This is a genomic window from Arthrobacter sp. NPDC080086 (assembly GCF_040702285.1).
On the sequence record NZ_JBFBKP010000062.1, the window covers coordinates 1 to 25,416 of the forward strand.

Consider the following 25,416-nt stretch of genomic DNA (forward strand, 5'->3'; position numbering starts at 1 on the left):
GTCCCTCACGCCACCGGCCTGAGCTCCGTCTCGATCGGGGACGGCAGCGTATCCGGCACCCGGCCGGTGGACGACGGCGTGCAGCAGGTCTCCGCGCAACTGCCGGCGGTCATCTCCATCACCGAGGCGTTGCCCGGGCCGCGGTTCCCCAACTTCAAGGGCATCATGGCGGCCAAGAAGAAGCCGCTGGAGGTGCTTACCCTCGCGGACCTGGGCGTCGCGGCCGACGATCCGGAGGCGGCGCGGTCCATCATGCTCTCCGTCGCCGAACGGCCGCCGCGTGCGGCCGGCGTGAAGATCGTCGACGACGGCGACGCGGGCGAGAAGATCGCCGCATTCCTGATCGAAAACCGCCTGGCGTAGGGAGCACCGACATGACTGAATTTCCCACTGACGCCATCCTGGTGGCGCTCGAAACCACCGCCGCCGGAGACCTGGAAAAGGCCGCCGCCGGATTGCTCGGCGCGGCTGCCGCCGTGGGCACCCCCGTGGCGCTGGTGCTGCCCGCTGCGCAAGCCGGGAACTATCCCGGCGACGGTTCTCCGTCCGGTGATCCCGCCGCGGACGCCCTGGCCCTCGGCGCCGCCCGTGTCCTGGTCGCGGAGAATCCGGCCCCTGAGGCCCTCGGCGTCCCGGCCGTGGACGCCCTGGCCGCTGCCGTGGAGCTGGTCCGGCCGGACGCCGTGCTGATCTCGCATTCCCTCAACGGCCGCGACCTTGCCGGCCGCTTCGCCGCCCGGACCCGCTCCGCCGTCTGCGTCGACGCCGTGGGGGTCTCCCGCGACGAGGAGGGCGTGGTGGCGCACCACTCGGTGTACGGCGGCGCCTACAACGTCACCGCCACGGCCACCTTCGGGCCGCCCGTCATCACCATCCGGCAGGGGTCCATCGAGGCCCGCGCCGAAGCGCGGACCGCGGCCCCGGAGACCCTCACGGTGACCGCCTCCGGGAAGCCCGCGGCACGGATCGAGTCCTTCGAGGGCGCGGCGGCGGCCTCCACCCGGCCCGAACTCCGCGGGGCCGCCAAGGTGGTGGCCGGCGGCCGGGGCCTGGCCTCCAAGGAACAGTTCGCCCTGGTGGAGGAACTCGCCGACACCCTCGGCGCGGCCGTCGGAGCCTCCCGCGCAGCGGTGGACGCCGGCTACGTCGCACAGTCCCAGCAGGTGGGCCAGACCGGGGTGTCCGTGTCCGCGCAGCTGTACGTGGCGCTCGGCATCTCCGGGGCCATCCAGCACCGGGCGGGCATGCAGACCGCGAAGACGATCGTCGCCGTGAACAAGGACGCCGACGCGCCGATCTTCGAGATCGCCGACTTCGGCGTAGTGGGCGACGTCTTCACCGTGGTCCCCCAGCTGATCAGCGCCCTCGAAGCGCGGAAGAAGTAGCGGTGGCGGCCCCCTCAAGACCGCTCCGCCGGGGACTGCCCCGGGTGCCGGGCGGCGAGCCCTGGCCCCCCGCGGGCGAGGCCCCGGAGCGCTTTGCATCGGTGGCTGTCTCGGCGCCCGCGTCCGCTCCGGAAGTTTCGGCGCCCGCGGCTGCTCCCGTGGCCGAGCCCGTTCCCGCATCGGCAACTGCCCCTGTGTCCGGCGGTGGCCGGCCGCTTCGGCGAGGCCTCCCCCGCGTCCCGGGCGGTGAGCCCTGGCCACCCGCCGGAATGACGCCGCTGTCAGCGGCTGCTAGCGCGCCGGCCGAGGCATCGGCCCCCGCAGCGGTCGCCCCGGCAGCGGCCACATCCGCACCCGTCCCGGCTCCTGCTCCCGCGGCAACGGCACCCGCCGCCGCGGCTCCGGCCCCCGCTCAGGCCGGTACCACTCCCCTGCGCCGTGGCCTCCCGCGGGTTGCCGGTGGCGAGCCGTGGCCCCCGGCAGGCACCGCCCCGGCCCGGTATGCCACTTCAGCGGCACCGGTTTCGGTTCCCGCTGTCGCCGGCGAACCGGCGGCTCCCGTGGCCCCGGAACCCGTGGTCCCGGAACCCGTCGTCGACTCGGCGCCCGAGGCCCAGGCTCCCGCGGCGGCCCCTGTTCAGGCTCCTGCCCCGGCGGCCGCCGAGGCGCCCGCACCGGTCGCTGCCCCGGTTGCACCCGCCAAGGAGAAGCCCGCCGCGCCGAAGCCCGAACCCCGCCGTTACGGGTCGCGGACTTTGGCCGGCTGGATCCGCCGGGTCGCGCTCATAGCCCTGGGCGCCGTCGTCGCCGCCGGAATCCTGATTCTCGCCGCCCGCGGCGTCACCACGCTGCCGGGCGTTCCGGAGTTCCTCCGCCGCTACCCCGGCGCCTACGAGCTGCCGGACACCGCGCAGGCCGGTTTCCCGTGGTGGGCCCAGTGGCAGCACTTCCTGAACTTCTTCCTGATGGTGCTGATCATCCGCTCCGGCTACCAGGTGCGGACCCAGCAGAAACCGCCCGCCTACTGGACGCCGGCGCGGGGCGGGAAGAAGATCAGCATCACGCTGTGGCTGCACCAGTCGCTGGACATCCTCTGGCTGGCGAACGGGCTGATCTTCGCGGTGCTGCTGTTCGCCTCCGGACACTGGCTGCGGATCGTGCCCACCAGCTGGGAGGTGTTCCCCAACGCCGCGTCGGCCCTGCTGCAGTACCTGACTCTCGACTGGCCGGTGGACGACGGCTGGGTGAACTACAACAGCCTGCAGCAGCTGATGTACTTCGTGGTGGTGTTCATTGCGGCGCCGCTCGCCGTAATCACCGGGGTGCGGATGAGCGAACTCTGGCCGAAGAACGCCGCCACCCTGAACCGGATTTATCCCGTGGAGGTGGCCCGGGCGCTGCACTTCCCCACCATGCTGTTCTTCGTGCTGTTCATTCTGGTCCACGTGTTCCTGGTGTTCGCCACCGGGGCGCTGCGGAACCTGAACCACATGTTCGCCGGTTCGGACGAGGTGAACTGGGTGGGCTTCTGGCTCTTCGCGGCGGGCCTGGCCGTCACGGCGGGGGCTTGGTTCGCGGCGCGGCCGTTGGTGCTGGCGCCGCTGGCCCGGCTGTCCGGGAAGGTCAGCAGCCGCTAAGTTCCCCGGGCCGGGTCACGTTCACCGGGAAGGTCATGAAGGCGGGAGTCTCGTACGGGTGCACGGCTAGCGCGGCTGCGACGACGGCGTCGCGCCGGTCTCGTGGGTAGATGGCCTCGATCCTGACCTCGGCGACCTCCTCCGGCATGCCCACGGCGCCGACGGCGGGCGCCGCCCCGGGCAGCGGGGTAAACCGGCCCGTCCCGGCTGTGCTGAAAGAGCAATGCGAGTAGTTGCCCAGCCGTCCCGCGCCGGCGTCGCCGATCGCCCGGCGGACCGCATCGGCGTCGGCGGCGGGCACGTAGATCACCAGGCAGTCCATGTCCGCCATGAACAGCGGGTCAAGCTTCCGCGTCGTCGCCGAAGGCGCGGATTTCCTGCGGGCAGCGGCACGCAGTGGCGAATTTGGCGCCCCATTCCACGGCCGCCTCGTGGGAGGGCAGGTCCAGGATCGAGTAGCCGCCCTCCATGTGCGCGGTCTGCGGGTAGGTGCCCGCCCGGGCCTCGCCGCCGCCGTCGACCACCACCGGCGGTACGCTTTCGTCGATGCCGCCGCCGAACACCCACACCCCGGCGGCCTGAGCCTCCCGAACGACGGCGTGCGCGGCGTCCGCGACGGCGGGGAGCTCCTCGAGCGGGACGTCCATGGCGGCGCTCGGAAACGAGATCAGATACTTGGTCATGGCGCTGACTCCTTTGTCGCGGCGGGGAGGGCTTTATCCTCGTGGATGCCCCGGCAGTGCGCAAGGAGCGACCGCCCCTGTTTTCAGGCGGTCACCCACCCCGCGGTCATCCCGGTTACTTGGCTGCCGTCAAGGTCCTTGAGCTTGGTGCCCACGAAGGTGCGTGCCCAGTCGGAGGTCTGCACACGGAACGGCGTGCCCTCGTCGCGGAGGCTGGACAGAATGACCTCGGCGACCTCCTCGGGTGTCTGCGCATTGGAGCTGCCGAACTGCTGGGTGGTCCGGTTAAGGTAGGCGGTCAGGGCCGGGGCGTAGGGTCCCGCGTCGGCGAGCATGGTCTTCGGGTCGATGCCGGCGTTGGCGACAAACTCGCTGGAGACCGGGCCGGGTTCGATCACGTGCACCCCCACCCCCACCGAGGCCGCCAGCGGCTGGAGGCTCTCCATGAAACCCTCGACGGCGAACTTGGCCGCGCAGTAGGCCTCGTTGAAGGGCTGGCCGACGACGCCGCCTACCGAGCTGATGGTGATGAGCCGGCCGCCGCTGGCCCGCAGGAGGGGCATCGCGGCCCGGGTCAGCGCGACGACGCCGAAGAAGTTGACCTCCATGGCCGCGCGGATGTCGTCGACGGTTAGGGTTTCCACGGTCCCCAGCGTGGCGCTCCCGGCGTTGTTCACCACCGCGTCGAGCCGGCCGTAGCGCTCGGAGCAGTAGGCGATCTCCCGGTCGATGGCCGCCTGGCTGGTGACGTCCAGTTCGCGGATGTCCAGCTCCACCCCTGCCGCCGAGGCGGCGGCGCGCAGGGCATCCGCCTTCGTGAGGTTGCGCATGGTGGCGACGGTGGTCCAGCCGGCCTGCGCGGCGGCGACGGCGGTGGCCAGCCCGATGCCGGAGGAGGTTCCGGTGATCAGGACGGTCCGTGCGGTGGGTTCGGGCTGCTGGCTGCTCATGGGGTTCCTGTCGGTTGGAAGCGGCAACGGCGGGCGGATGCCCTGCCCCGATCATCCATCGCTGGCAGCCGGATGCCAACAGAAAGGCCGGGCAGCCCCTCGGCTGCCCGGCCCTTCAGGGCGTCTCCGGGAGACTAGCCACGCACCGGAGCCGCCTCCTGCTCGGCGGTGACGCGGGCCGGTTCCTTGGTGAAGAACAGGAGCGCTGCGGCGGCGATGACGCAGAGCACGGCCATGATCACGAAGCCACCGGTGTAGCTGCCGGACTCGGAGACGATGAAGCCCATGACGCTCGGGGCGATGATGCCGGAGAGCGCGAAACAGGCGTCCGCGAACCCGGCGGCGGTGCCGGGCTGCTTGGGAGCGGCGTCAATAGACGCAACCCACCAGATACCGCCCGTGATGAAGCCGAAGCCCACACCCAGGGAGATGCAGACCAGGGCGAGCGTCAGGGTCACCGGCATCACCAGGAGCGGAACCAGCGAGGCGCCGGCCAGCAGCAGCGCCACACCGATGATGGTGAAGCGGGAGCGGACCTGCTGGGTGCGCTTGTAGATGCGGTCCACCAGCACGCCGCCCACCAAAGCACCGACGACGCCGGCCGCCCAGGGAGCAACGGAGAAGGCGCCGACTGCCTTGAGCGAGAGCCCGAACCCGGCCTGGAGGTACTGCGGCAGCCAGTACATGAAGGCCCAGAACATGAAGCCCCAGGCGAAGTAGCCCAGCCCCACGATCCAGAGGTTGCGGTTGCGCAGGATGGGTCCCCACTCCATCTTTTCTTCCCGGCCGGAGGCTTCGCCCTCGGTCTGGCCACTCTTGATGTAGGCGCGCTCCTCCTCGGAGCAGAAGGCCGCCTCGGCGGGGGAGTTCTTCAGGTACGGCACCGCGATGAGGACCCACAGGACACCGGCGGCGGCGAGGATCCAGAACATGCCCATCCAGCCGGTCAGGGAGACCAGCTGGGTGAGGATGGGGCCGCCGATCAGCAGGCTGCCGGAGACGGCCACGCCGCCCACCAGAGCCAGTGCCTTGCCGCGTTCCTGGGCGGGAAGCCACCGGCTGGCGATGCGGGTGGCGGCCGGGAAGCAGGGAGCCTCACCGGCGCCGAGCACGATCCGGACCAGGATGAGGCCGAGGAAGCCACCGGCGGCCGGGGTGAGCGCGGAGGACACGGCCCACACGATCATGCCCCAGATGAGGATCTTGCGGGAGCCGAACCGGTCCACCAGAGGTCCGGAGAGCAGGGCGAAGACCATGTACCCGACGGAGAAGGCCGAGCTGATGATGCCGTATTCGGCGGCGGAGATACCGAAATGCTCCCGGATCGGCGTCGCTGCGAACGAGATGGCGCTGCGGTCGATGTAGTTGACCAGCACCAGTCCAAGGACAATGCAGAGCGTAAACCAACGCGATTTCATAGGGTTCCTAGGGGTCAGATGACGCCGCGTTCACGGAGATCGCGGAGTTCGGAGGGATCATGTCCGAGGGCGGTGAGGACCTCGTCGGTGTCGGCACCGAGCGGGCGCCCGGTATGCCGAATGGAGCCGGGGGATTTGGTCATCCGCCACATCACGTTCTGCATGCGGACCGATCCAAGATCTGGGTCGGGGACTCGGGTGATCATCTCCGTGGCCACAATTTGTTCGTCCACGAGCAGCTCGCTGGGACGGTAGACCGGCGCCACGGCCGCGCCGGCGGCCTCGAATTCCTGCACCACCTCGTCCCGGGTGCGCTGTTCGACCCAACTGCCGACGTAGCCGTCGAGCAGCTCGGCGTGCTGGGCACGCTGCCTGCCGGTAGCGAACCAGGGTTCGTCGATGACCTCGGGGTGGCCCACCAGGCGCAGCACCCGCTCGGCGATCGCCTGCGCACTGGTCGAGACGGCCACCCAGTGGTCGTCCTTGGTCCGGTACAAGTTGCGCGGGGAGTTGTTTTGGGACCGGTTGCCGGTGCGGTCCTGGTCCAGTCCCAACTGGTCCGCGTAGATCACGGCGGGTCCGACAGCGGTCATGATCGGGCTGAGCAGGTCCAGGTCGATCACCTGGCCCTCACCGCCGTTGCGGTCCCGCTCCAGCAAGGCCATGGCGACCGCGGAGGACCCGGCGACGCCGGCGATCGAATCCGCCAGCCCGAACGCGGGCAGGGTAGGCGGTCCATCGGGTTCGCCGGTGAGGTGCGCGAACCCGCTCATCGACTCGACCAGGGTCCCGAACGCGGGCCGGGACGAGTACGGGCCGCGCTGACCGAAGCCGCTGACCCGCAGCATCACCAGGCCGGGGTTGTCCTTGGACAAGACGTCATAGCCGAGACCCCAGCGCTCGAAGGTTCCGGGCCGGAAGTTCTCGACGACGACGTCCGCGGTGGCTGCGAGCTCCCGGAAGATCTCCTGGCCCTCCGGGGTTCCGAGGTGGAGGGTCACGGTCTGCTTGTTGCGGCTGACCATTTTCCACCACAACGGGATCCCGTCCTTGTCCAGCCCGTGGCCGCGCATCCCATCGGGTTTGGTGGGGTGTTCGATCTTGATGACGTTGGCGCCGAAATCACCGAGGATCTGGGCCGCCAGCGGACCCGCCAGAATGGTCGAGGCGTCCAGGACCTTCAGGCCGCGGAGCGGCCCGTGGTTGGTCTCGGCCACGGCGCCGAAGGCGTTGGCGCTCACAGGTACGGGCGCTGCAGGTAGCGGCCGACGGGTTCGCCGGTGATGACGCCGTCGGTCAGCACGCGGTGGCCGCGGACGAACGTGTCTGTGACCTTGGCGCCGAGTTCGAAACCCTCGAACGGCGTGTACTCCTGGGTGGATTCTGAGTCCTCGGCGCGCACGGTCCAGACGGCGTCGGGGTCCACGATCGCGATGTCGGCGTCGGCGCCTTCCACCAGCCGGCCCTTGCCGGGCAGGCCGTAGCGGGACGCAGGGTTCGAGGAGGTCAGCTCGGCAATGCGGCGGAGGGACAGTCCGCGCTTGCGGCCCTCGGTGATCAGGCCGGGCAGCAGGTACTCGGTGCCGCCGAAGCCGGACTTGGCGGCGAAGATGTCGTCGCGGTCGTCACCGAACTTCTGCTCGTCCTTGCAGCACGCGTGGTCCGAGACCACCCAGTCGATGTTGCCGGCGAGCATGTGCTCCCAGAGGGCCTCGACGTCGTCGCGGGGACGCAGCGGCGGGTTGACCTTGCCGCCCAGGCCATGGGCGGTGTCGATGTCGGCGAGCAGGTGCCCGATGGTTACCTCGCGGCGGAAGTCCACGTGCGGGAACGCCTCCGCCATCTTCATCGCGGCCTTCAGCGCCTTGGCCGAGCTCAGGTGCAGGAGGTTGATGTTGGGCAGGCCGGTCTCGTCGGCCAGGAAGGACGCGATGGTGACGGCCAGGCCCTCGGAGTGCTGCGGCCGGGACGCGCTGTAGGCGGCGAGACCGGTGAGGGTGCCTTCCTCCTCCACGAGCTTGGTGTAGGCGCTCATGATCTCGGCGGTCTCGCAGTGCAGGGAGAGGGAGATGTGCGGGGCCAACTCGGGCAGCTTCTCCCGGGCGGCCTGGATGCCGCGCATGACGAATTCGAAGTGCGCCAGGTTGTAGTTCTCGTCTTCGGGGATCATCAGGAATTCGCTCTGCGAGGTGGAGCGTCCGTGCAGGCCGTGGCTGCCGTAGAACATGAAGATCTTGAAGGACGTGACGCCGTGGTCCTCGACCAGCGACGGGATTTCCTCGATGTGCTGCTTGGACATCGGGGCAAGGTGGAAGGCGTAGTCGATGTAGGCCTTGCCCTCGGAGGTGGCCAGCACCTCGGGGTAGAAGTCCTTGTAGGGGCCGCCCTTGTTCAGGTAGTACTGACCGGTCCGCATGTAGGTGATCGCGGAGGTCACGCCGCCCTGGGCACTTGCCCGGGACTCGGTGACGGTGTCCTCGCCGAGCGGGTTGTAGATACCCCAGTGCTGGTGGGCGTCCACGACGCCGGGAAAGACCAGCTTGCCCGCGGCGTCGACGATCTCGGCGCCGTCGGCGGAAAGGTTCGGCCCGATCGCGGTGATTTTGCCGTCGGTGACGAGGATGTCCAAGAATTCGCCGTCGTCGGGGGCGTTCTCCTCGGGCCGCACAACGGTGCCGTTCTTGATGAGGAAGGTACTCACGTGAAACTCCTGATGCTCTGGTGATGGAAAGGTGGGACCGCGCGGAACGCGGTCAGGTGCGTGCGCCCAGGTCTTCGGCGGCCAGCCAGGCCAGGCCGAAGGCGGTGAGCAGGCCGTTGCCGGCCAGGTAACCGGCGGCGCCGTGGCCGGAGATTCCGGTGGCGGCCCCGCCCGAGGCGTAGAGGCCGGGGATGGGCGACTGGTCCACCCGGGTCAGCACGCGGGCGTGGTGATCGACCACCAGGCCGCCCTGGGTGTGGAAGAGTGCGGGAACGATGCGGACGGCGGCGAGGGGGCCGGTCAAGGCGTGACGCTCGTCGCTGCGGCCCTGCCGGTCGGGCTCCTCACCCCGGGCTGCCCTCGCGGCAGCGTCGACGTCGTCGGCGAGCGCGTCCGCGGGAACCTTGAGGCGCTCCGCCAGATCGGCCACGGTCTCGGCCCGCACCAGCGCCCCGCTGTCGGCGACCTGCTGGAAGTCCGTGAAGGCCAGGCATTGTTGTTCGATGTGCTGGTCGATGATGATCCAGCCGGTTTGTCCGGGCTGGGCGGCCAGGATCGCCGCAAACTCCGAGTAGCCGGTCGTCTCGTCCGCGAAGCGCCGTCCTTCGGTGTTCACGATCAGGCCGCCGTGCAGGACGGTGGCCCAGCCCACGAGGGTCTGGCTGGAGGCGGAGAGGGCGGCGTGCCCCTGGTAGGCGTCAAGGTAGGCCGAGTCCGCGCCAAGGCCGGCGCCGATCCGCAGGGCATCCCCGCGGCTGTAGAACCCGCCGTGGTAGTGGACGCCCGCCATTTCCGGGATCCACCGCTCCACCAGTTCCGGCGCGCCGCCGTATCCGTTGGTGGCCAGCAGCACGGCCGGGACGGACAGCCGGTCCGTGGAACCGTCCGGGGTGGAGGCGACGATGCCGGAGACCGCTCCGCCGCTGACCTCGACCTCTTCCAGGGTCATGGGGGTAATGAGTTCGATCCGCTCGTGGCGGCGGGCGCGGTCCACGAGGTGGGCCAAGAGGGTGGATCCGTGCCGGCCGGAGATGGTGTGGCACCGGTCGGCGCTGTGTCCGGGGTAGTGGAAGTCGGTCACCAGTTCAAGGGGCAGCCCGAGTTCGTCGGCCATCCATGTCACCATGGGGGCGCTCGCCGCGGTCAGGGCCTCCGCGAGCCGCCGGTCGGCGCTGCCGCCGGTCTTTCGGTCGATGTCTCCGAGGAAACGGCCGGGGCTGTCGTCGATTCCGGCGGCTTCCTGCCAGCGGGTGCCGGCCGCGGGGATCATGGCGGTGCACATCGAGGTGTTGTTTCCGCGCTGGAACTGGTCATCCGCGTCGATGACGACGACGTCGTGGCCCAGATCCGCGGCACGCAGCGCGGCGATCAAACCACCGCCCGCACCTGCCACGGCCAGATCGAAATCGTACTCGGGCATTCTCACCTCCCTGCCTGTTCCGCTTGGCGGAACATATTTGGTCTGTGTCGTGGAACACTTTGCCCGATCACATTCCAGTGCGCAAGGGTTATTTTTCAGAAACTTCCGATAATTCGCGGGTTTCTCTCGGGCGGAAGTCTCGACAAGCGTTCCGTTAGGCGGTACAAATGGTGAAAGTCGTCAATCCGGACTTCGTCAGTCATCCAGGGAGCCAACTATGGAAACCACGTCCAGCGGGACCACCTCCGCGGCCCGTGCGGCCGACGTCCTCGTGGCCTTCGGCCGCCGGAACAGTGCCCTCGGGATCTCCGAGATCGCCCGCTCCACCGGATTGTCCAAGGCTGTGGTGCACCGCATCGTGTCCACGTTCGTCGAACGCGGCCTCCTCACTTATGAGGCAAGCAGCCGCCGGTACCGGCTGGGGCCAGCCGCCGTCACCCTTGGGGCGCGGGCGCTGGACACCTCGCCGCTGCGGCGGGCCGCCCGGGAAGCCCTGGTGGAACTCCAGCGGCAGACCGGCGAAACCGCAACGGTATCGGCCCGGATCCCGGGCGGCCGGGTCTACCTCGACCAGGTGGAGAGCACCCAGGAAATCAAGATGACCGTGGAGATCGGCCGCTGCTTCGACCTGCACAGCGGCAGTTCCGGCCGCGCCATCCTGGCATTCCTGTCCGAGGACGAGCAGGAGGACATCCTCTCCAGGCCGCTGCCCCGGCAGACCGCGGCGACGGTGACCGACCCCGAGGCGCTGCGCGCTTCCCTCCGGGACGCACGGGCGAGGGGCGTGTGCCATTCCGAGGGTGAACGCCAGGAGGGTGCGGCGTCGCTGGCCGCCCCCGTCTTCTCCGACGACGCACAGGTGGTTGGCTCCATCTCCGTCTGCGGGCCGAGCTACCGGATGTCCGAGGAAAAGCGCTCCCGGTACGAGGAAGCGTTGCTGGAAGCGGCCGCCAAGGTCTCCCGCAACCTCGGTTACAACCCCCAGGCCGCCGGCCGGGAGGCCGCCTCATGATTCCGCGCAGCTGGCTCTACGTCCCGGGCCACCGGGAGGACCGGATCGCCAAGGCGCTGGATTCGGCCGCCGACGCCGTCATCATCGACCTCGAGGACGCAGTGCCGTCCACGGCCAAGGACATGGCCCTGGCGAATGCAGTCGGTGCCCTCGAAACGGCCGGGGCCGGGCGCCAGGTCTGGATCCGGATCAACCCGCTGGACACGCCGTGGTCCGCGCAGGAGCTTGAGACGCTGGGCCGGGCGGAGCGCAAACCGGCGGGCGTCCGAATCGCCAAGGCCGAGGATCCCGCCGCGATCCGCCGGGCCGGCGATGCCCTGGGCTGCCAGCTTCATCTCCTGGTTGAGACGGCGGCCGCACTCCGCGACGCCCCGCTGCTGGCCGGCACCCATCCCCGGGTCACCGGACTGGCCCTCGGCGAGGCCGACCTCGCCGCTGATCTGCGGGTTTCGCCGGAAGGCCTGGAGTGGGCGCGCGGCTGGATTGTCACCGCCAGCCGCTCCCACGGCCTCGCTTCCCCGGTCCAAAGTGTCTACACCGACGTCGCCGACCTTGAGGGCCTGCGCCGCAGCAGCCTGCAGGGCCGGAGGCAGGGATTCTTCGGCCGCACCGTGATCCACCCCCGCCAGATCGACGTCGTCAACACCGCGTTCACTCCCACTCCGGAGGAAGTGGCGCGCGCCGAGGGCGTCGTTGCCCTCGCCCAATCGTCCGCCGAGGCCGGAGAGACGGCCGTTCTCGATTCCGACGGGCGCTTCATTGACCCCGCCGTCGTGGAGAACGCCCGGCTGGTCCTCGACCTCGCCATCCGCGACTAGTCCCCTACGAGGAGATTCATGCACAACGCCACCACGTCCACCACCGATGTCCTGCTCAGCGCCGTCACGGGCAGCACCCAGGAAGTGGTCGAACTCGGCCACCCGCACTTCACCGGCATGCCCTGCTCCCCCAACCACCCGGGATTCCGGATGACCCTGATCCGGCGGCACGGAGACATGGTCCGGCCCGACGGAGGGTCAGCGTCCAACGAAATCATCGTCACCGGCGGACACGTGGGAACACACGTCGACGCCCTCTCCCACGTCAGCCACGAGGGCATGCTGCACGGCGGCGTGGACGCGGCGGACGCCCAGCGCGGCGGGAAGTTCTCCCAGCTCGGGGCGGACCAGATCCCGTTCCTGCTGCGCCGCGGCCTGCTCCTGGACATCGCCGCACTGCACGGGGTGGAGGCCCTGGAGGCGGGCCAGGCAATCACCGCGAAGGATTTGCAGGATGCCGCCGACGCCGCCGGGGTCTCGCCCCGCTCCGGCGACGTGGTCCTGATCCGGACCGGCTGGGCGCGGCACTTCGAGGACCCCGCACGGTATCTCGGCCAGACGGACGGCGTCCCGGGTCCCGATGTGGAAGCGGCCCGCTGGCTCGCTTCGGCCGGGATCGTCGCCGCGGGCGCGGACACCACCGCCTTCGAACACATCCCCGCCGGCAAGGGCCACAGCGTGCTGCCGGTCCACCGGATCATGCTGGTGGAGAACGGCATCCACATCATCGAGCACCTGAACCTCGAGGATGCCTCCCGGCACGAGCTGACCGAATTCACCTTCGTCATGGCCCCGTTGCGGATCGTCGGCGGCACCGGCTCCCCGATCCGCCCGGTCGCGGTGGTGACCCGATGAGCCGGCACGATTTCACCGGCACCGTCGTCGGCCGGCTCGCCGCCCTGGCGGACCGAACCCGAAAAGACGGCCTGGCCCCGGACCTGCGCAAGGACGTGGCCCGCCGGGTGCTTGACCTGCTGGGAAACTCTTTGGCCGCCCACAACCAGCCCTCCGCGGCCGCCGTGATCGGCGTCGCCACCGGCTGGGGCGGAAACGAGGACGCCACGGCCATCGGCACCGGGCGCCATTTTCCCGCGGCGACGGCGGCCCTGGTGAACGGCACCCTGGCCCACTCGATGGACTCGGACGACACTCACCTGCCCTCGGTCCTGCACCCTTCCGCCTCCGTCATCCCGGCGGCCTTGGCGGTGGCGGAAGCCACCGGCGCCAGCGGGGCGGCACTCCTGGACGCGGCCGGCGTCGGCATCGAAATCACGGTGCGGCTGGGCATGGGCGGCTATGACGAGGCCCTGGGAAACTCGGAGTTTTTCGAGCGCGGCCAGCATGCCACCTCCATCTGCGGCGCTATTGGATCGGCTGCCGCCGCCGCGATGCTCTACGGGCTCGACGCCGAGGGCATCGCCGACGCGATGGGCATCGCCGCCAGCTTCGGGGCGGGCCTGCTCGAGGCAAACCGGACCGGCGGGACCGTCAAGCGAACGCACTGCGGCTGGGCGGCGCACTCCGGGATCACGGCCGCCGAACTGGCCCGGCACGGGCTCACCGGCCCGCCCACCGTCATCGAGGGCAGGTTCGGTTTCCTGCACGCCTTCTGCGGGGACCGCGCCGATGCCGCCAAGGTGGTCGAGGGCCTCGGTGAACACTGGGAACTCCCGGGCATCTTCTTCAAGCCCTACCCGTGCAACCACTTCACCCACGCCGGCATCGACGCCGCCCGCGAGCTCCGTGACCGCGGCGTCCGGCCGGAGGACATCGTCGGCATCGAGCTGGGCGTCCCGGCGCCGGTGCTGCGGACTATCGCCGAGCCCGCCGAGTCCAAGGCTAAGCCGGAATCGGGCTACCACGCCGCCTTCTCCGGCCCCTTCACCGTTGCCCGGGCCCTCCTGGGCGGCTCGGGCCTCGGCGTCGGGCATCACGACTTCACCGACGGGATGGCGAAGGATCCGGAGACCCTGCGGCTGGCCGGGCTGGTCCGCTGCCACGCCGACGAGCGCAGCAGTGAGATCTACCCGCACCAGTTCCCGGCGGTGTTGCGCGTCAACACCCGGGACGGCGAATGGCACGAAGCGCGGGTGGAGTTCAACCGCGGCGGCCCGAAAAACCCGCTGAGCGACGACGAACTGGCCGAGAAGTTCCGCCTGAACGTCGGCGGCCGGCGGTCGTCGGAGGACACGGACCAGGTGGCCGCGCTGGCCCTCGGCCTCGGGGACGCCCTGGACGTCGCCGAGCTGATGGCGGCGGTCCGGGAATAGCACACGCCGACGACGGCGGCCCGCACCCCACCCGGGTTGGGGGCCGCCGTCGTCGTCCCCTCCGAAGGATTGGGCGCACGGGCCGTCGGTTCCGCGGAAAGCTCACCGTGCTTACCATTGAGGATCCAGTTGCAGGTCAGTTCGCACCATCCAAGGAGTGCCGATGTCGCTGAGCAAGGAAACACCCGGGGGACCTGAGTCCGCGGCCAGGCAACATCACGACGTGGTCGTGATCGGCGGCGGCAATGCCGGCGTCTCGCTGGCCGCTCGCCTTCAGCGCGGCGGAGTCAACGATGTGGCCCTGGTCGAACCCGCGGCCGAGCACCAGTACCAGCCGTTGTTCTCCCATATTGCCGGTGGGCGGGCGAAGGCGTCGTCCGCGGTCCGGAGGCAGTCCTCGGTCATACCGCGCGGGGTGCACTGGATCCAAGACCGGGCCGTGGACATCGACGCTGCGACCAAGACTGTTTCCCTGGACCACGGCGGCCCGCTGGGATACAACCAGCTGGTCGTCTGCCCGGGCCTGCAGCTTGACTGGGACAGTATCCCGGGGCTGGCCGCGGCCGTTCAGTCACCCTCGGGCGCCTCCCACTACGAACTGTCCTTGGCAACGAAGGCCTGGACGCTGCTCAAGGGTCTCCGGTCGGGGACAGCCATCTTCACCATGCCGTCCGGGCCCATCAAATGCGGCGGCGCGGCGCAAAAGCCGATGTACCTGGCCTGTGACTACTGGCGCAAGCAGGGAGTCCTGAAGGACATCCGGGTGATTATGGTGCAGCCCACCGCAACGGTCTTCGGCGTACCGGGTGTGGACGAGGAGCTCAATCGCAAGATCGCCGAATACGGCATCGAGCTGCGCCTGAACAGCGAGGTCGTCCTGGTGGAGCCCTCGGCCCGGACCGTGCTGGTCAAGAACAACGGCACCGGAATCGCCGAGGAACTCCACTACGACGTGCTCAACGTTGTCCCGCCGCAGTCGGCACCGGACTGGCTCAAGGCCACCGATCTGCCTGCGGCCGGCGACGACGGCGGGTTTGTGGAGGTGGATCCGGAGACGCTGCGCCATGTGCGGTTCCCGGACGTCTGGTCGCTGGGGGATGCGGCCGGCACCGCCAACTCCAAGTCGGGCGGCGCGCTGCGCAAGCAGGCCAAGGTGTTGGCTGCGAACCTGATGGCGGCCCGCGAAGGGAAGGCTCTTCCGGAACGGTATGACGGCTACTCCGTCTGCCCCTTCACGGTGTCCCGCTCCACGGTGGTCTTCGCCGAATTCGATGCCCAGTACCGGCCCATGCCCACGATTCCCAAGGTGCCGACCTGGAAGGAGAGCCGCGCGTCCTGGATTGTGGACCGCGACATCTTCCCGCAGGTGTACTGGAACCTGATCCTCAAGGGCCGCGCGTAGGTCCGAGGCGCCCGGCACGGCCCTCCTGCCTCTCCGAAAGGCCGCCATCGTCGTTCCCCGACGCGCCGCGGTACCTGACCTAGCGCGTGACAGGCTGCTGCAACTCGGTCACCCAGTCCGCCTGATCCTCGGACTCGGCCCGGAGGTACACCTCGCGGCACGGTCCGGACGGGGTGTAGCCGCGGGCAATGATCTCGGCGTGGACGGCCTGCCAGCTCTCGCCGATGCGGTCCATCGGGCCCAGGTGGACGCCGCAGATCGCGGCAGGGACGCGCGGAAGCTCCACCGCCTCGACGCCTTCGGGGATGTTTCCCGTGGCGGCGTAGCCGGCGGTGATGCGCATGCCGTCCTCACCCGCCTCGTACTGGGCGATGGGCGTCTCGAGGGACCCGCCGGCGGCGCTGAGCACCCGGGCCACGTCGTCGAACAACGGCCCGACGACGCCGGCCACCTCCGGTTGTTCGGCGACGGCGGCGGTGCGGGCCGCGAGACGGACGGCGGGGAGGGACTTTTCGATGATTTCGATCTGGGTCATGTGCTTTTCCTTCTCGATCAGGTGGAGCCTCCGCTCGACGTCGATGAGCCGTGCCGCGGCCAGCCGCTGTTCCTCCGCCACTTCGGCGCGCCGGATCTGCAGCAGCCGGGCCATCCGCTCCGCATCAACCCCGGCCTCCAGCATGGCGGCAACGTCCGCCAAGCCGAACCCGAGCTGGCGGAGCGCGACGATCCGGTGCAGCCGTTCCAGCTGGGCGGGATCATAGGAGCGGTAACCGCTGAACTCATCCACGTGCGCGGGAACGAGCAGTCCGGAGGTGTCCCAGTGCCGCAGCATGCGGTGGGTGACCTGGCCGATCTGCGCGAACGCTCCAATGGATAACATGACTCAGTTCTCCTGCCTTCCACAGTGTCAGAGTCAAGTATCGCGGCCCAACGGAAGCTCCGGCTCAGGAGGCCAGCAGGTCGCGGCGGCGTTTCAGCGTGGCGGCCTCGGCAGAATTGCCTGCCAGTTCGATGGCCTCGTCGTACGCGAGACGCGCCTCGGCGTGGCGGTCCAGTCTCCGAAGTAGCTCGGCGCGGGTGGCGTAGTAGGCGTGGTAACCGGCCAGGTCCTCGGCCAGCCGGTCGACGGCGGCCAGCGCCACCACGGGCCCATCCACTTCGGCCACTGCCACGGCACGGTTGAGGGCAATCACCGGCGACGGGTCAAGGCAGGTCAGCATGTCGTAGAGGTCGAGAATCTGTGACCAGTCAGTGTCCCGAACGTCGCGGGCAGAGGTATGGACAGCATTGATGGCGGCAAGGAGCTGATAGGGGCCGGGCTTCTGTCCCGTGGCCAGGCGGGCACGCATCAAGGCCCGGCCTTCGGTGATCAGTGCCGCGTTCCAGCTCCCCCGGTCCTGTTCCTCGAGGGTGATGAGCTCACCGGTGGCCGAAAGACGTGTCGCCCGGCGGGCCTCGGTGAAGAGCATCAGAGCCAGCAGGCCCGCCGTTTCCCCGTCGTCGGGCATTAGGGCGTGGGCCAGGCGGGTGAGCCGGATTGCCTCGTCGGTCAGCTCGGAGCGGATGGGGTCCGATCCGACGCCGGTTGAAAGGTACCCCTCGTTGAAGATCAGGTAAAGCACGGCGAGCACGCCGGAGACCCGCTCCCGGAAGTCCTCCTCGGACGGCACCCGGTAGGGGATCCTGGCGGCCTTGATCTTGGTCTTCGCCCGAGTGATTCGCTGCGCCGCGGCGCTCTCCTGGATCAGGAAGGCGCGGGCAATATCGGCCACGGTCAGTCCGCCCAGCATCCGCAGTGTCAGTGCCACCCGCGCAGGCATCGCCAGCGCCGGGTGGCAGCAGGTGAAGATCAGGCGAAGCCGTTCGTCCTCGACGGCGCCAAGCGGCTCAGGGGGCTGATCATCGAACAGCACCTGCGCCTCCTGGTGCTTGCCGGCGCGTTTGCTTTCGCGGCGGAGCCGGTCAATGGCTTTGCGCTTGGCAGTGGTGGTCAGCCAGGCCCCGGGGTTGGCGGGTACGCCGTCGGAGGGCCACCGCTCAACGGCGGCCGCAAATGCCTCGGCCGCCGCGTCCTCCGCGAGGTCGAGGTCGCCGAAACGGCGGGCCAGCACGGCCACCAGCCGGCCCCACTCGGCGCGGTAAGCCCGGTTGACTGCATCCCCGACGTCGCTTCCGTTCACAGGAACGGCCGCACCTCGACTTTGCGGTTGCAGGCCTTGGATCCCTCGGCGGCGAGCTTGAGCGCCGCGTCGAGGTCTGGGGCCTCGATAATCCAGAAACCCGCCAAGAACTCCTTGGTTTCGACGAACGGACCGTCGGTCACCACGGGAGCGGCGCCACGGTTGTCAATGACGGTGGCGGTGTCGGGAAAGCCGAGGCCACCGGCGAAGACCCAGTGGCCGTCGGCCTGCAGCCGGTCGTTGAATTCGTCGATGGCCGCCATCTCGTCCGAGGGGGCGAGTTCACGCTGGTCATGGATCACGGAAAGCAAATACTGCATGTCGCATCATCTCCTGTGGTTGGGACCCACCCAGCGTGGACCTCTCACCCTTGCTACGAACCACTCTGCCCCGATCCGACAGGAAGGGGGCGGATATTTGTCCGGCGTCAGCCGGCAACCCAAGCCTGGCTCAGAATTTGGCCGGACTGGATCAGCCGTCCAGGACCTGTCCGATCCCGAAGGCCCCCACGGAGAACATGCGCGGATTGTCGTCCGACGTGGTGACCATGGCAGTGGATAGCACGAGGGCCCAGCCACGCGCCCGCGTCCACATTTCCTTGTCAGCGGACGGGCCGAGTGCCTCACGGAAGCGCCGACGGGTGCCGGCGTCGAACATCAACCACCCGGCGGCAAGATCCACGGCCGGATCCCCGGCGCCGACATCGCCAAAATCGATCACGCCGGCCAGCGAGCCGGAAGCATCAAGGAGGATGTTGGCCGGGTGAAGGTCGCCGTGCAGCATCATCGCGGGACCGTCCCATGCGCTGGCCGCGCAGGCCGCTACCCAGACTGCTTCCAGTTCCGCCGCCCGGGGATAGCGTTCCTTGTCCTGGAGCCGCTCACGAACCGCCGTATCGCGGTGCCTCAGCGGCACACCGCGGACGGGGTTCACCGGGACTCCGGCGCCGGCTGGACTGTGAAGGGACCGCAGGAACGCCGCGAGGCCAGCGGCGGCCGGTCCGCGATCAGCTGCCCCCGCATCGGCCGCCGAGGCACCGGGAATCCACCGCACGACGCTCCACGGCCACGGAAAGTCCGCCGTCGGCCGGCCCGCGTGGACCGTGACGGGCACCGGAACCGGCGAGCGCTTGGCGATTTCGGGCAGGTACAGCTGCTCATGCAGGATCAGCGGCACGGCTTCTGCCCGGCGGGGCAATCGGACGGCCAGATCGTCCCCGAGGCGGAACGTCACGTTGTCCTAGCCATGGGCGTTCCGGACCAAGGAGAGGTCGGCGAGGTCTGGACGCTGGGCGCGGAGCAGGGAACGGACGACGGCGGCATCCACTTCCAGCGTGGCGCTTGGCATGACCGCCATTCAGGACCCTTCTTCCGCTTCAAAGCTCGCGATAGTAGTAAAGCATTGGGTCTGCCCGGCCCGCTTCCGTATTGGTGAACCCGTGGGCCTCATAAAAACGGCGCGCATCGGTGTCCTCGCCGTCCACGTTGATCTCAAGTAGTTCGCCGCCCCGGCCCCGCACCAGATCCAGGGCCGCGTCCAGGAGTGCGCTGCCCTGGCGGTGGCCACGGAGCTCAGGGCGGACGTAAAGCTCGTCGAGGATCGCGACCGGCCCCCGGTACCAGACGTTAGGCCGAAAACTCAGCACAGCAACCCCACTTGCTGGCTCGCCGGTCAGCAGGATCACTACATCGTCGCCCGTCAGCAGTTGCGTCAATCGCGATTCGAGCTCCTGGGTGCCGGCCGTCGGCGTCGAGAACTCGGTATTGAAGTCATGGAGCAGCCTGGCAACGGCGGCGGCATCGTCCGGCGTCGCCCGCCGTGGCGTCGGGTCGCCTGCAACATCGTCGGAAGTCATGTCTTTCACCGCCTAGTGATGGCCCTACGTGGCCCAGTCCTCCTCGTTGAAGGGGCGGCCGCGGAAGTGGGCTCTGAGGTATTCGCCGACGACGGCGGCGCCCAGGTCACCGGTGTCCGGCGCCACTACGCGGCCCTCCACCCGGCGGGCCATCCGGGCCACGAACCGTTCCAGTCCGGGGTCGTCGCCCAGCCGGAAGAATGTCGCCTGCACCCCGGCGCGGCCCAGCCGGTCCAGCTCCGCCACGGTCAGCCGGATGGTTTCAGCGTCCGGCGGCCAGTTGAACCAGGACTCGCCGTCGGCCTCCAGGTGGGCGGTGGGCTCGCCGTCGGTGACCACCAGCAGCACCGGCTGCATGGAGGGGTGCTTGCGGAAGAACCGGCCGGCCAGCAGCAGCCCGTGGTGCAGGTTGGTGCCCTGTTCGCGCACCGCCGGCAGGGCCGTCAGCTCGCCGATGTCCATGGTTTGGGCGTACCGGCCGAAGCTGATCAGCTGCAGCCGGTCGCCGCGGAACCGGGTGGAAACCAGGTGGTGGAGGGCCAGGGCGGTGCGCTTCATCGGTACCCAGCGGCCCTCGGCGGCCATCGAGAAGGAAACATCCACCAGAAGGGCGACCGCGGCCTGGGTGCGGGCCTCGGTCTCGATGACCTCAATGTCGTCAACGGCCAGGCGCAGCCCGCGGCGCGGGTCGCCGCCGTCGCCGATCGTGCGGCGGATCGCGTTGGTGATGGTCCGGGTGACGTCCCACGGCTCGGCGTCGCCGAACTGCCAGGGCCGGCTGGACCCGGTCTGCTCCCCCGCGGCACCGGCTGCCCTGGTTTCCCGGCGGCCCTGCCGGCCGGACAGCTGCTTGGCGGTGTCCCGCAGCAGCGAGCGGCCCAGCCGGCGCATCGCCTGCGGTGAGAGGCTGAGGTCACCGTCGGCGCCACGGCGCAGGAAGCCGCCGTCGTGCATGGCCTTCTCGATCTCCGCCAGCGTCCGGGCCGATACCGCGGCGTCCTGACCCAGCTGCCGGGCCAGGGCGTCCAGGTCCACGTCGTCCAGGCTGGAACCGCTGTAGGACTGGGAAAGCTGGTCGGCCAGTTCGTCCAGCTCGGCAAGGTCCTGCAGCACACCGGTCCCGTCGCCCAGCCCCAGTCCCTCCTCGCCCTCGAAGCGCTCGGACCCGGACCAGTCCTCGCCGGGACGCAGCGACTGCAGGTTCGCGTCGAGTTGGCCCAGCTGTGCCATTAACTCCGGGGAACCAAAGGCCTGGGCGGAGAGCTGCATCAGTTCGGCGCGCTGCTCGGCGGTCATGGAGCGCATCATCCGCTGCGCGGCGGCGGCACGCTGGGCGAGCGCGTCGATCAGTTCCTCGACGGATTGCGGGTTCTCCGGGAAGAAGTCACCGTGCTTGGCCATGAAGTCCTGGAAGTCCTGGTCCGTGTCCTCGCCGCGGCGGTGCTTGTCCAGAAGCTCGTTCAGGTCGCCCAGCATGGCGGCGACGGCGGCCCGGTCCTCGTCCGTGGCGCCCTCGAGCGCCTGCTTCATCCCGGCGAAGCGTTGCTCCAGCACCTCCCGTCCCAGCAGGTCCTTGATCTGTTCGTAGGCTTCCCGTGCGGTGCTGGACTGCCAGTCGTAGGAGGAGAGCTCGTTGACGGCGGCGGCCGTGGATTTGGGCAGGTTCTGCATCTGCATGTCGCGGAACGCCCGGTCCGTGTCGTCCATCCTGACGTCACGGGCCAGCTGCTTGCGCTCCTCAAGCACCGCGGTGTCCAGCAGCTTGCGGACCTCCTCCAGCGTCCCGTCCAGCTTGTGCCGGCCCAGCAGGTCCTTGCGCCGCTGCTGGATCCGGCCGGCGAGGTCGTCCAGGCCGTCCCGGTTCCTGCCGCCACGGCGCAGGTACTCCTGCAGGGCACGCCGGGGTGAGTACCCGGCCATGACGTCCTCGGCGACTGCGTCCAGGGCCTCGGTCAGGTCCACCGGGGGCGCCAGCGGATCCGGCCCGCCGCTGTAGCGGCCGTACCGGGACCGGTTGTGAGCACTCATCTGGTCTCCCGTGTCAGGACGGAGCTACCCGTAAATGGTTTCCTCGTCGTCGGAGTCCTTGGAGATCCGGCGGGCGAGGTAGAGGCCCTCCAAGGCCAGTTCGACGGCGGCGGCGCGCTGGCCGTCGTTCTCCGCGCCCAGCCGCTCACCCACCTCGTCGTACAGCCGCGAGCCGTTGAGCGAGGGCAGGCCCTCGAGGAATTCGCGCGCGGTGACCAACTGCCCGGTGGTGACAGTGGAGGACCCGTCCAGGGCGGAGACCAGCGGGCCGAGGTCGATGCCGTGCAGATGTGCCCGGACCGTCTCCGCCGTGGCCATCCGCAGCAGGTGGTCCAAGATGTCCTGTTCCCGGCCCTCCTCGCCGGACTCAAACTCGATCTTCCCGGCCAGCACGTCCACGGCCGCCTCCAGGTCGATGATCCGGGCGACGGCGTTGTCTTCGCCGCGCACGCTGGCCCGGCGCAGCGCCGCGGCAGCCACGGTCTCGGCGCCGGCGATCGCGAACCGGGCCGAGACGCCGGAGGTCTGGTTGACCGCCGGGGACTCCCGCAGCGCCCGGGTGTAGCGGGCCAGAATTTCCAGGATGACCGGCGGGACGGCCGCCACCAGGTGGCCCTCCTGTTCGATCACGGCCACCTCGTCCTCGAGTTCGATCGGGTAGTGGGTGCGGATTTCAGCGCCGAAGCGGTCCCGCAGCGGGGTGATGATGCGACCGCGGTTGGTGTAGTCCTCCGGGTTGGCGGAGGCCACCACCAGCACGTCCAGCGGCAGCCGGAGCACGTAGCCGCGGATCTGGATGTCCCGCTCCTCCATGACGTTGAGCATCGAGACCTGGATCCGTTCGGCCAGGTCGGGGAGTTCGTTGATGGCGATGATGCCGCGGTTCGAGCGCGGGATCAGGCCGTAGTGGATGGTTTCCGGGTCACCCAGGCGGCGTCCCTCGGCCACCCGCATCGGGTCGACGTCGCCGATCAGGTCCGCCACGGAGGTATCCGGCGTCGCGAGCTTCTCCACGTACCGCTCCGAGCGGTGCCGCCACGCCACCCGCAGCCGGTCCCCCTCGGTGAGCGCCAGGGCGCGGGAGTGCTCGGTGATGGGCTCGTAGGGGTGTTCGTTCAGTTCCGAGTCCTCGATCACCGGCGACCACTCGTCCAGCAGCCCCGCCAGGGTGCGCAGCAGGCGGGTCTTGCCCTGGCCGCGTTCGCCGAGGAGGACGACGTCGTGCCCGGCCAGCAGGGCGCGTTCGAGCTCCGGCAGGACGGTGCGGTTGAACCCGAACATGCCGGGCCAGGGATCGCGGCCGGCGGCGAGCGCTGCCAGCAGGTTGTCTCGGATCTCGCGGCGCAGGTCCTTCTGGACGTGGCCGGAGGCGCGCAGTTCACCAACGGTGTAGATCTCGGGGCGTTCACTCACTCCTCCACCGTAGACCTGCACCCGGGGCGTAATCGAGGGATTTCCTGAGAAACCTCGGCGCTTCCTCGGGCCGGGAAGTTAGGGTTGGTAGCGATGGCTACCGCAACAGCAGACAACGCCCCCGTTCCCCCGGCACCGGCGCGCCCGGCGACGCTCCTGCTGCTGGTGCGGCACGGGCAGACGCCCACCACCGGCAGCGTCCTTCCCGGCCGGGCGCCGGGGCTGCACCTCTCGGACCGCGGCCGGGAGCAGGCCGAACGCGTCGCGGAACGGCTCGCCGGGCTGCGGGTGGACGCCCTCTACTCCTCGCCGATGGAACGGGCGCAGGAAACGGCGGCGCCGACGGCGGCGCGCACCGGCCTGGCGGTCACCGCCGAGGAGGGGCTGCTGGAGTGCGACTTCGGCGGCTGGACCGGCTCGGCGATCTCGGACCTGGCGGCCCTGCCGGAGTGGCAGACGGTGCAGCACAGCCCGTCCCAGTTCCGGTTCCCGGACGGCGAAAGCTTCCCGGAGATGCAGGCCCGGATCGTCGGGGCGATGGAGCGGGCCCGGGACGCCCACGCCGGCGGGGTGGTGGTCTGCTTCTCGCACGCGGACCCCATCAAGGCCGCCGTCGCCCACGCCCTGGGTACCCCGCTGGACCTGTTCCAGCGCATCTACATCAGCCCGGGATCGGTGTCCGCGATCTCCTACACGGACGGGCAGGACCCGGCGGTGCTGATGGTGAATTCGACGGCGGAGCCGCTGAGCGGGCTGAGGCCGGAATGACCGCGTCTCGACGGGTGGATCCGTGGCCGGCCGCGAACTGACCCTGCTGACCGAGGGCAGCATCGAGCTGGTGGGGGTCATCCCGCGCAGCAGCAACCAGACGTTCCTGGTGCAGGTGTCCCTCGGCGAGGACGTGGGCTTTGCGGTGTACAAGCCGGAGTCGGGCGAACGGCCGCTCTCCGACTTCGACCCCGGACTCTACAAGCGTGAACGTGCCGCCTACCTGCTGAGCGAGTGGCTGGGCTGGGGCTTCATCCCGCACACCGTGATCCGGGAGGACGCGCCCCTGGGCGTCGGCTCGCTGCAATGGTTTATCGAGTGCGACTTCCAGCACCATTACTTCACCCTGTTCGAGGACGCCCCGGAGACGCATCCCGCGCTGTCCCGGATGGCCCTGTTCGACTTCGTCGCCAACAACACGGACCGCAAGAGCGGCCACGTGCTCCGGGGCGACGACGGCCGGATCTGGGGAATCGACCACGGGCTCTGCTTCTCCGCCGTGTTCAAGCTCCGCACGGTGATTTGGGACTTCGCCGGCGAACCCATCCCCGAGGAGTTGCTGGCGGACATCGCCCCGCTGGCCGAGTCCGTCCCGGCCGAGCTGGCGGAACTCCTCGACGACGACGAGGTCACCGCCCTGCAGCGCCGCGTCCAGCGGATGATGCTCGCCGGGTCCCTGCCGGTGGACCGCACCGGCATGCGGTACCCCTGGCCGCTGGTGTAGGCGGCATCGCCGTTCCCTGCAAATGTCGTTGGGCCCGGCAGATGGTCGCCGGGCTCGGCAGTTAGTCGCCGTGCACGGCAGTGAATTGCCCGGGAGTTAGCCGTTTCACGGCGTGTACGCCATCGCGGACGGCGGCCGCCGGATAGTCTGCCGTTCCTGCCCGGCTTCCGTGAGCTCACGCGCCGGACGCAGCAGACACCCCCGCACGGCCGGCATGAATCAAGGAGAACAGCGATGGGCACCCTCATCAGGACACCCCACCCGCGGCCGGCCCGCGCCCGGCGGGAACCCGGCCGGATCCGCACCTGGATCGGGGATGACCCCTCGGACCGGCAGCGTCCCATCATCCTGGCCGTGGTGCTGACGCTCGCCGCGATCGGCCTGGTGGAGGTGGCCTCTGCCTCCTCCGTGGAATCAGTCGCCGCCGGCGCGAACCCCTACGATCTGCCGCTGAAACAGGGTATGTGGACGGTGGCCGGGATCGTGCTCATGCTCTTCCTGGCCGGGCTCAGGGAGCAACACATCCGGAAGCTGGCCTGGCCCATGCTGATCACCGCCGTCGTTTCCCTTGTCCTGGTCTTCACCCCGCTGGGCATGACGGTCAACGGCAACCGCAACTGGCTCAGCGTGGGCGGCTTCACCGCGCAGCCGTCCGAATTCGCCAAGCTCGCCCTCATCGTCTGGGCCGCCGACATCCTGACCCGCAAGCAGAAGCTCCTCGGCCAGTGGAAACACGCCGTCGTCCCCCTGCT

24 protein-coding genes and 1 pseudogene are annotated in these 25,416 nt (G+C 69.6%); 11 read left to right on the forward strand and 14 right to left on the reverse strand.

The annotated features are described in order from the left end of the window. The 3 genes and pseudogenes from AB0305_RS17380 to AB0305_RS17390 form a co-directional block, all read left to right on the forward strand. Positions 1-363: pseudogene (locus AB0305_RS17380) on the forward strand (electron transfer flavoprotein subunit beta); the annotation flags it as partial. 11 nt (positions 364-374) lie between these two features. Next, on the forward strand, positions 375-1,385 hold the full coding sequence (locus AB0305_RS17385) for an electron transfer flavoprotein subunit alpha/FixB family protein (protein WP_364134117.1): 1,011 nt from the start codon (positions 375-377) through the stop codon (positions 1,383-1,385). Between the two features lie 560 nt (positions 1,386-1,945). Continuing rightward, positions 1,946-3,022 (forward strand): cytochrome b/b6 domain-containing protein, encoded by a 1,077-nt coding sequence (locus AB0305_RS17390; RefSeq protein ID WP_364134120.1) that lies wholly within the window; start codon positions 1,946-1,948, stop codon positions 3,020-3,022. Here AB0305_RS17390 and AB0305_RS17395 read toward each other — a convergent pair. From AB0305_RS17395 to AB0305_RS17425, 7 genes are all read right to left on the reverse strand, one after another. Continuing rightward, the gene (locus AB0305_RS17395; RefSeq protein ID WP_364134686.1) at positions 3,009-3,344 is read right to left on the reverse strand and encodes a hypothetical protein; all 336 of its coding nucleotides are present in this window, start codon (positions 3,342-3,344) and stop codon (positions 3,009-3,011) included. The two genes, AB0305_RS17390 and AB0305_RS17395, sit on opposite strands and share 14 nt — an antisense overlap. Positions 3,345-3,363: 19 nt before the next feature. Further along, a complete protein-coding gene (locus AB0305_RS17400) occupies positions 3,364-3,705 on the reverse strand; it encodes a transcription initiation protein (RefSeq protein WP_364134123.1) in 342 nt (113 codons plus the stop codon). An 83-nt stretch (positions 3,706-3,788) separates the two neighbouring features. Further along, a complete protein-coding gene (locus AB0305_RS17405) occupies positions 3,789-4,655 on the reverse strand; it encodes an SDR family oxidoreductase (RefSeq protein ID WP_364134126.1) in 867 nt (288 codons plus the stop codon). Positions 4,656-4,789: 134 nt separating this feature from the next. Continuing rightward, a complete protein-coding gene (locus AB0305_RS17410) occupies positions 4,790-6,073 on the reverse strand; it encodes an MFS transporter (protein WP_290256273.1) in 1,284 nt (427 codons plus the stop codon). A gap of 14 nt (positions 6,074-6,087) precedes the next feature. Beyond that, the gene (locus AB0305_RS17415) at positions 6,088-7,314 is read right to left on the reverse strand and encodes a CoA transferase (protein ID WP_290256274.1); all 1,227 of its coding nucleotides are present in this window, start codon (positions 7,312-7,314) and stop codon (positions 6,088-6,090) included. After that, on the reverse strand, positions 7,311-8,774 hold the full coding sequence (locus tag AB0305_RS17420; RefSeq protein WP_364134130.1) for a dihydroorotase family protein: 1,464 nt from the start codon (positions 8,772-8,774) through the stop codon (positions 7,311-7,313). The genes AB0305_RS17415 and AB0305_RS17420 overlap by 4 nt, the downstream gene beginning before the upstream one ends. Positions 8,775-8,826: 52 nt before the next feature. Next, complete coding sequence (locus tag AB0305_RS17425) at positions 8,827-10,194, reverse strand: FAD-binding protein (RefSeq protein ID WP_364134133.1); 1,368 nt, start codon at positions 10,192-10,194, stop codon at positions 8,827-8,829. Between the two features lie 217 nt (positions 10,195-10,411). On the opposite strand from AB0305_RS17425, the gene AB0305_RS17430 reads away from it, so the two are divergent. From AB0305_RS17430 to AB0305_RS17450, 5 genes are all read left to right on the forward strand, one after another. Then, positions 10,412-11,206 carry an IclR family transcriptional regulator gene (locus tag AB0305_RS17430; RefSeq protein WP_364134136.1) on the forward strand — a complete coding sequence of 265 codons (795 nt, stop codon included), beginning with the start codon at positions 10,412-10,414 and terminating at the stop codon, positions 11,204-11,206. Beyond that, the gene (locus tag AB0305_RS17435) at positions 11,203-12,024 is read left to right on the forward strand and encodes a CoA ester lyase (protein ID WP_364134139.1); all 822 of its coding nucleotides are present in this window, start codon (positions 11,203-11,205) and stop codon (positions 12,022-12,024) included. The genes AB0305_RS17430 and AB0305_RS17435 overlap by 4 nt, the downstream gene beginning before the upstream one ends. Positions 12,025-12,042: 18 nt before the next feature. After that, positions 12,043-12,879 (forward strand): cyclase family protein, encoded by an 837-nt coding sequence (locus AB0305_RS17440; RefSeq protein ID WP_364134142.1) that lies wholly within the window; start codon positions 12,043-12,045, stop codon positions 12,877-12,879. Further along, positions 12,876-14,294: an MmgE/PrpD family protein gene (locus tag AB0305_RS17445; RefSeq protein ID WP_364134145.1), complete on the forward strand. Its 1,419-nt coding sequence runs from the start codon at positions 12,876-12,878 to the stop codon at positions 14,292-14,294. The genes AB0305_RS17440 and AB0305_RS17445 overlap by 4 nt, the downstream gene beginning before the upstream one ends. Positions 14,295-14,457: 163 nt before the next feature. Then, positions 14,458-15,696 (forward strand): FAD/NAD(P)-binding oxidoreductase, encoded by a 1,239-nt coding sequence (locus AB0305_RS17450; RefSeq protein ID WP_364134148.1) that lies wholly within the window; start codon positions 14,458-14,460, stop codon positions 15,694-15,696. 79 nt (positions 15,697-15,775) lie between these two features. Here AB0305_RS17450 and AB0305_RS17455 read toward each other — a convergent pair whose 3' ends face one another. The 7 genes from AB0305_RS17455 to AB0305_RS17485 form a co-directional block, all read right to left on the reverse strand. Beyond that, positions 15,776-16,576, reverse strand: a complete 801-nt coding sequence (locus AB0305_RS17455) for a MerR family transcriptional regulator (protein ID WP_364134151.1) — start codon at positions 16,574-16,576, stop codon at positions 15,776-15,778. Positions 16,577-16,640: 64 nt separating this feature from the next. Beyond that, entirely contained in the window at positions 16,641-17,876 is a 1,236-nt protein-coding gene (locus AB0305_RS17460) for a sigma-70 family RNA polymerase sigma factor (RefSeq protein ID WP_364134154.1), read from the reverse strand. Continuing rightward, complete coding sequence (locus AB0305_RS17465) at positions 17,873-18,196, reverse strand: YciI family protein (protein WP_290256284.1); 324 nt, start codon at positions 18,194-18,196, stop codon at positions 17,873-17,875. The genes AB0305_RS17460 and AB0305_RS17465 overlap by 4 nt, the downstream gene beginning before the upstream one ends. A 151-nt stretch (positions 18,197-18,347) precedes the next feature. Then, on the reverse strand, positions 18,348-19,109 hold the full coding sequence (locus tag AB0305_RS17470; RefSeq protein WP_364134157.1) for an aminoglycoside phosphotransferase family protein: 762 nt from the start codon (positions 19,107-19,109) through the stop codon (positions 18,348-18,350). A 142-nt stretch (positions 19,110-19,251) separates the two neighbouring features. Beyond that, on the reverse strand, positions 19,252-19,731 hold the full coding sequence (locus tag AB0305_RS17475) for a GNAT family N-acetyltransferase (RefSeq protein WP_364134160.1): 480 nt from the start codon (positions 19,729-19,731) through the stop codon (positions 19,252-19,254). A gap of 24 nt (positions 19,732-19,755) precedes the next feature. After that, on the reverse strand, positions 19,756-21,759 hold the full coding sequence (locus AB0305_RS17480; protein ID WP_364134163.1) for a VWA domain-containing protein: 2,004 nt from the start codon (positions 21,757-21,759) through the stop codon (positions 19,756-19,758). 24 nt (positions 21,760-21,783) lie between these two features. Continuing rightward, positions 21,784-23,172 (reverse strand): sigma 54-interacting transcriptional regulator, encoded by a 1,389-nt coding sequence (locus tag AB0305_RS17485; RefSeq protein WP_364134166.1) that lies wholly within the window; start codon positions 23,170-23,172, stop codon positions 21,784-21,786. 93 nt (positions 23,173-23,265) lie between these two features. Here AB0305_RS17485 and AB0305_RS17490 point away from each other — a divergent pair, with 93 nt between their 5' ends. The 3 genes from AB0305_RS17490 to AB0305_RS17500 form a co-directional block, all read left to right on the forward strand. Continuing rightward, positions 23,266-23,940, forward strand: coding sequence for an MSMEG_4193 family putative phosphomutase (locus AB0305_RS17490; protein WP_364134173.1), 675 nt, complete (start codon positions 23,266-23,268; stop codon positions 23,938-23,940). Positions 23,941-23,962: 22 nt separating this feature from the next. After that, a complete protein-coding gene (locus AB0305_RS17495; RefSeq protein ID WP_364134176.1) occupies positions 23,963-24,664 on the forward strand; it encodes an SCO1664 family protein in 702 nt (233 codons plus the stop codon). 234 nt (positions 24,665-24,898) lie between these two features. Continuing rightward, the coding region (locus AB0305_RS17500; protein WP_366173511.1) for an FtsW/RodA/SpoVE family cell cycle protein at positions 24,899-25,416 on the forward strand (518 nt) is incomplete at its 3' end.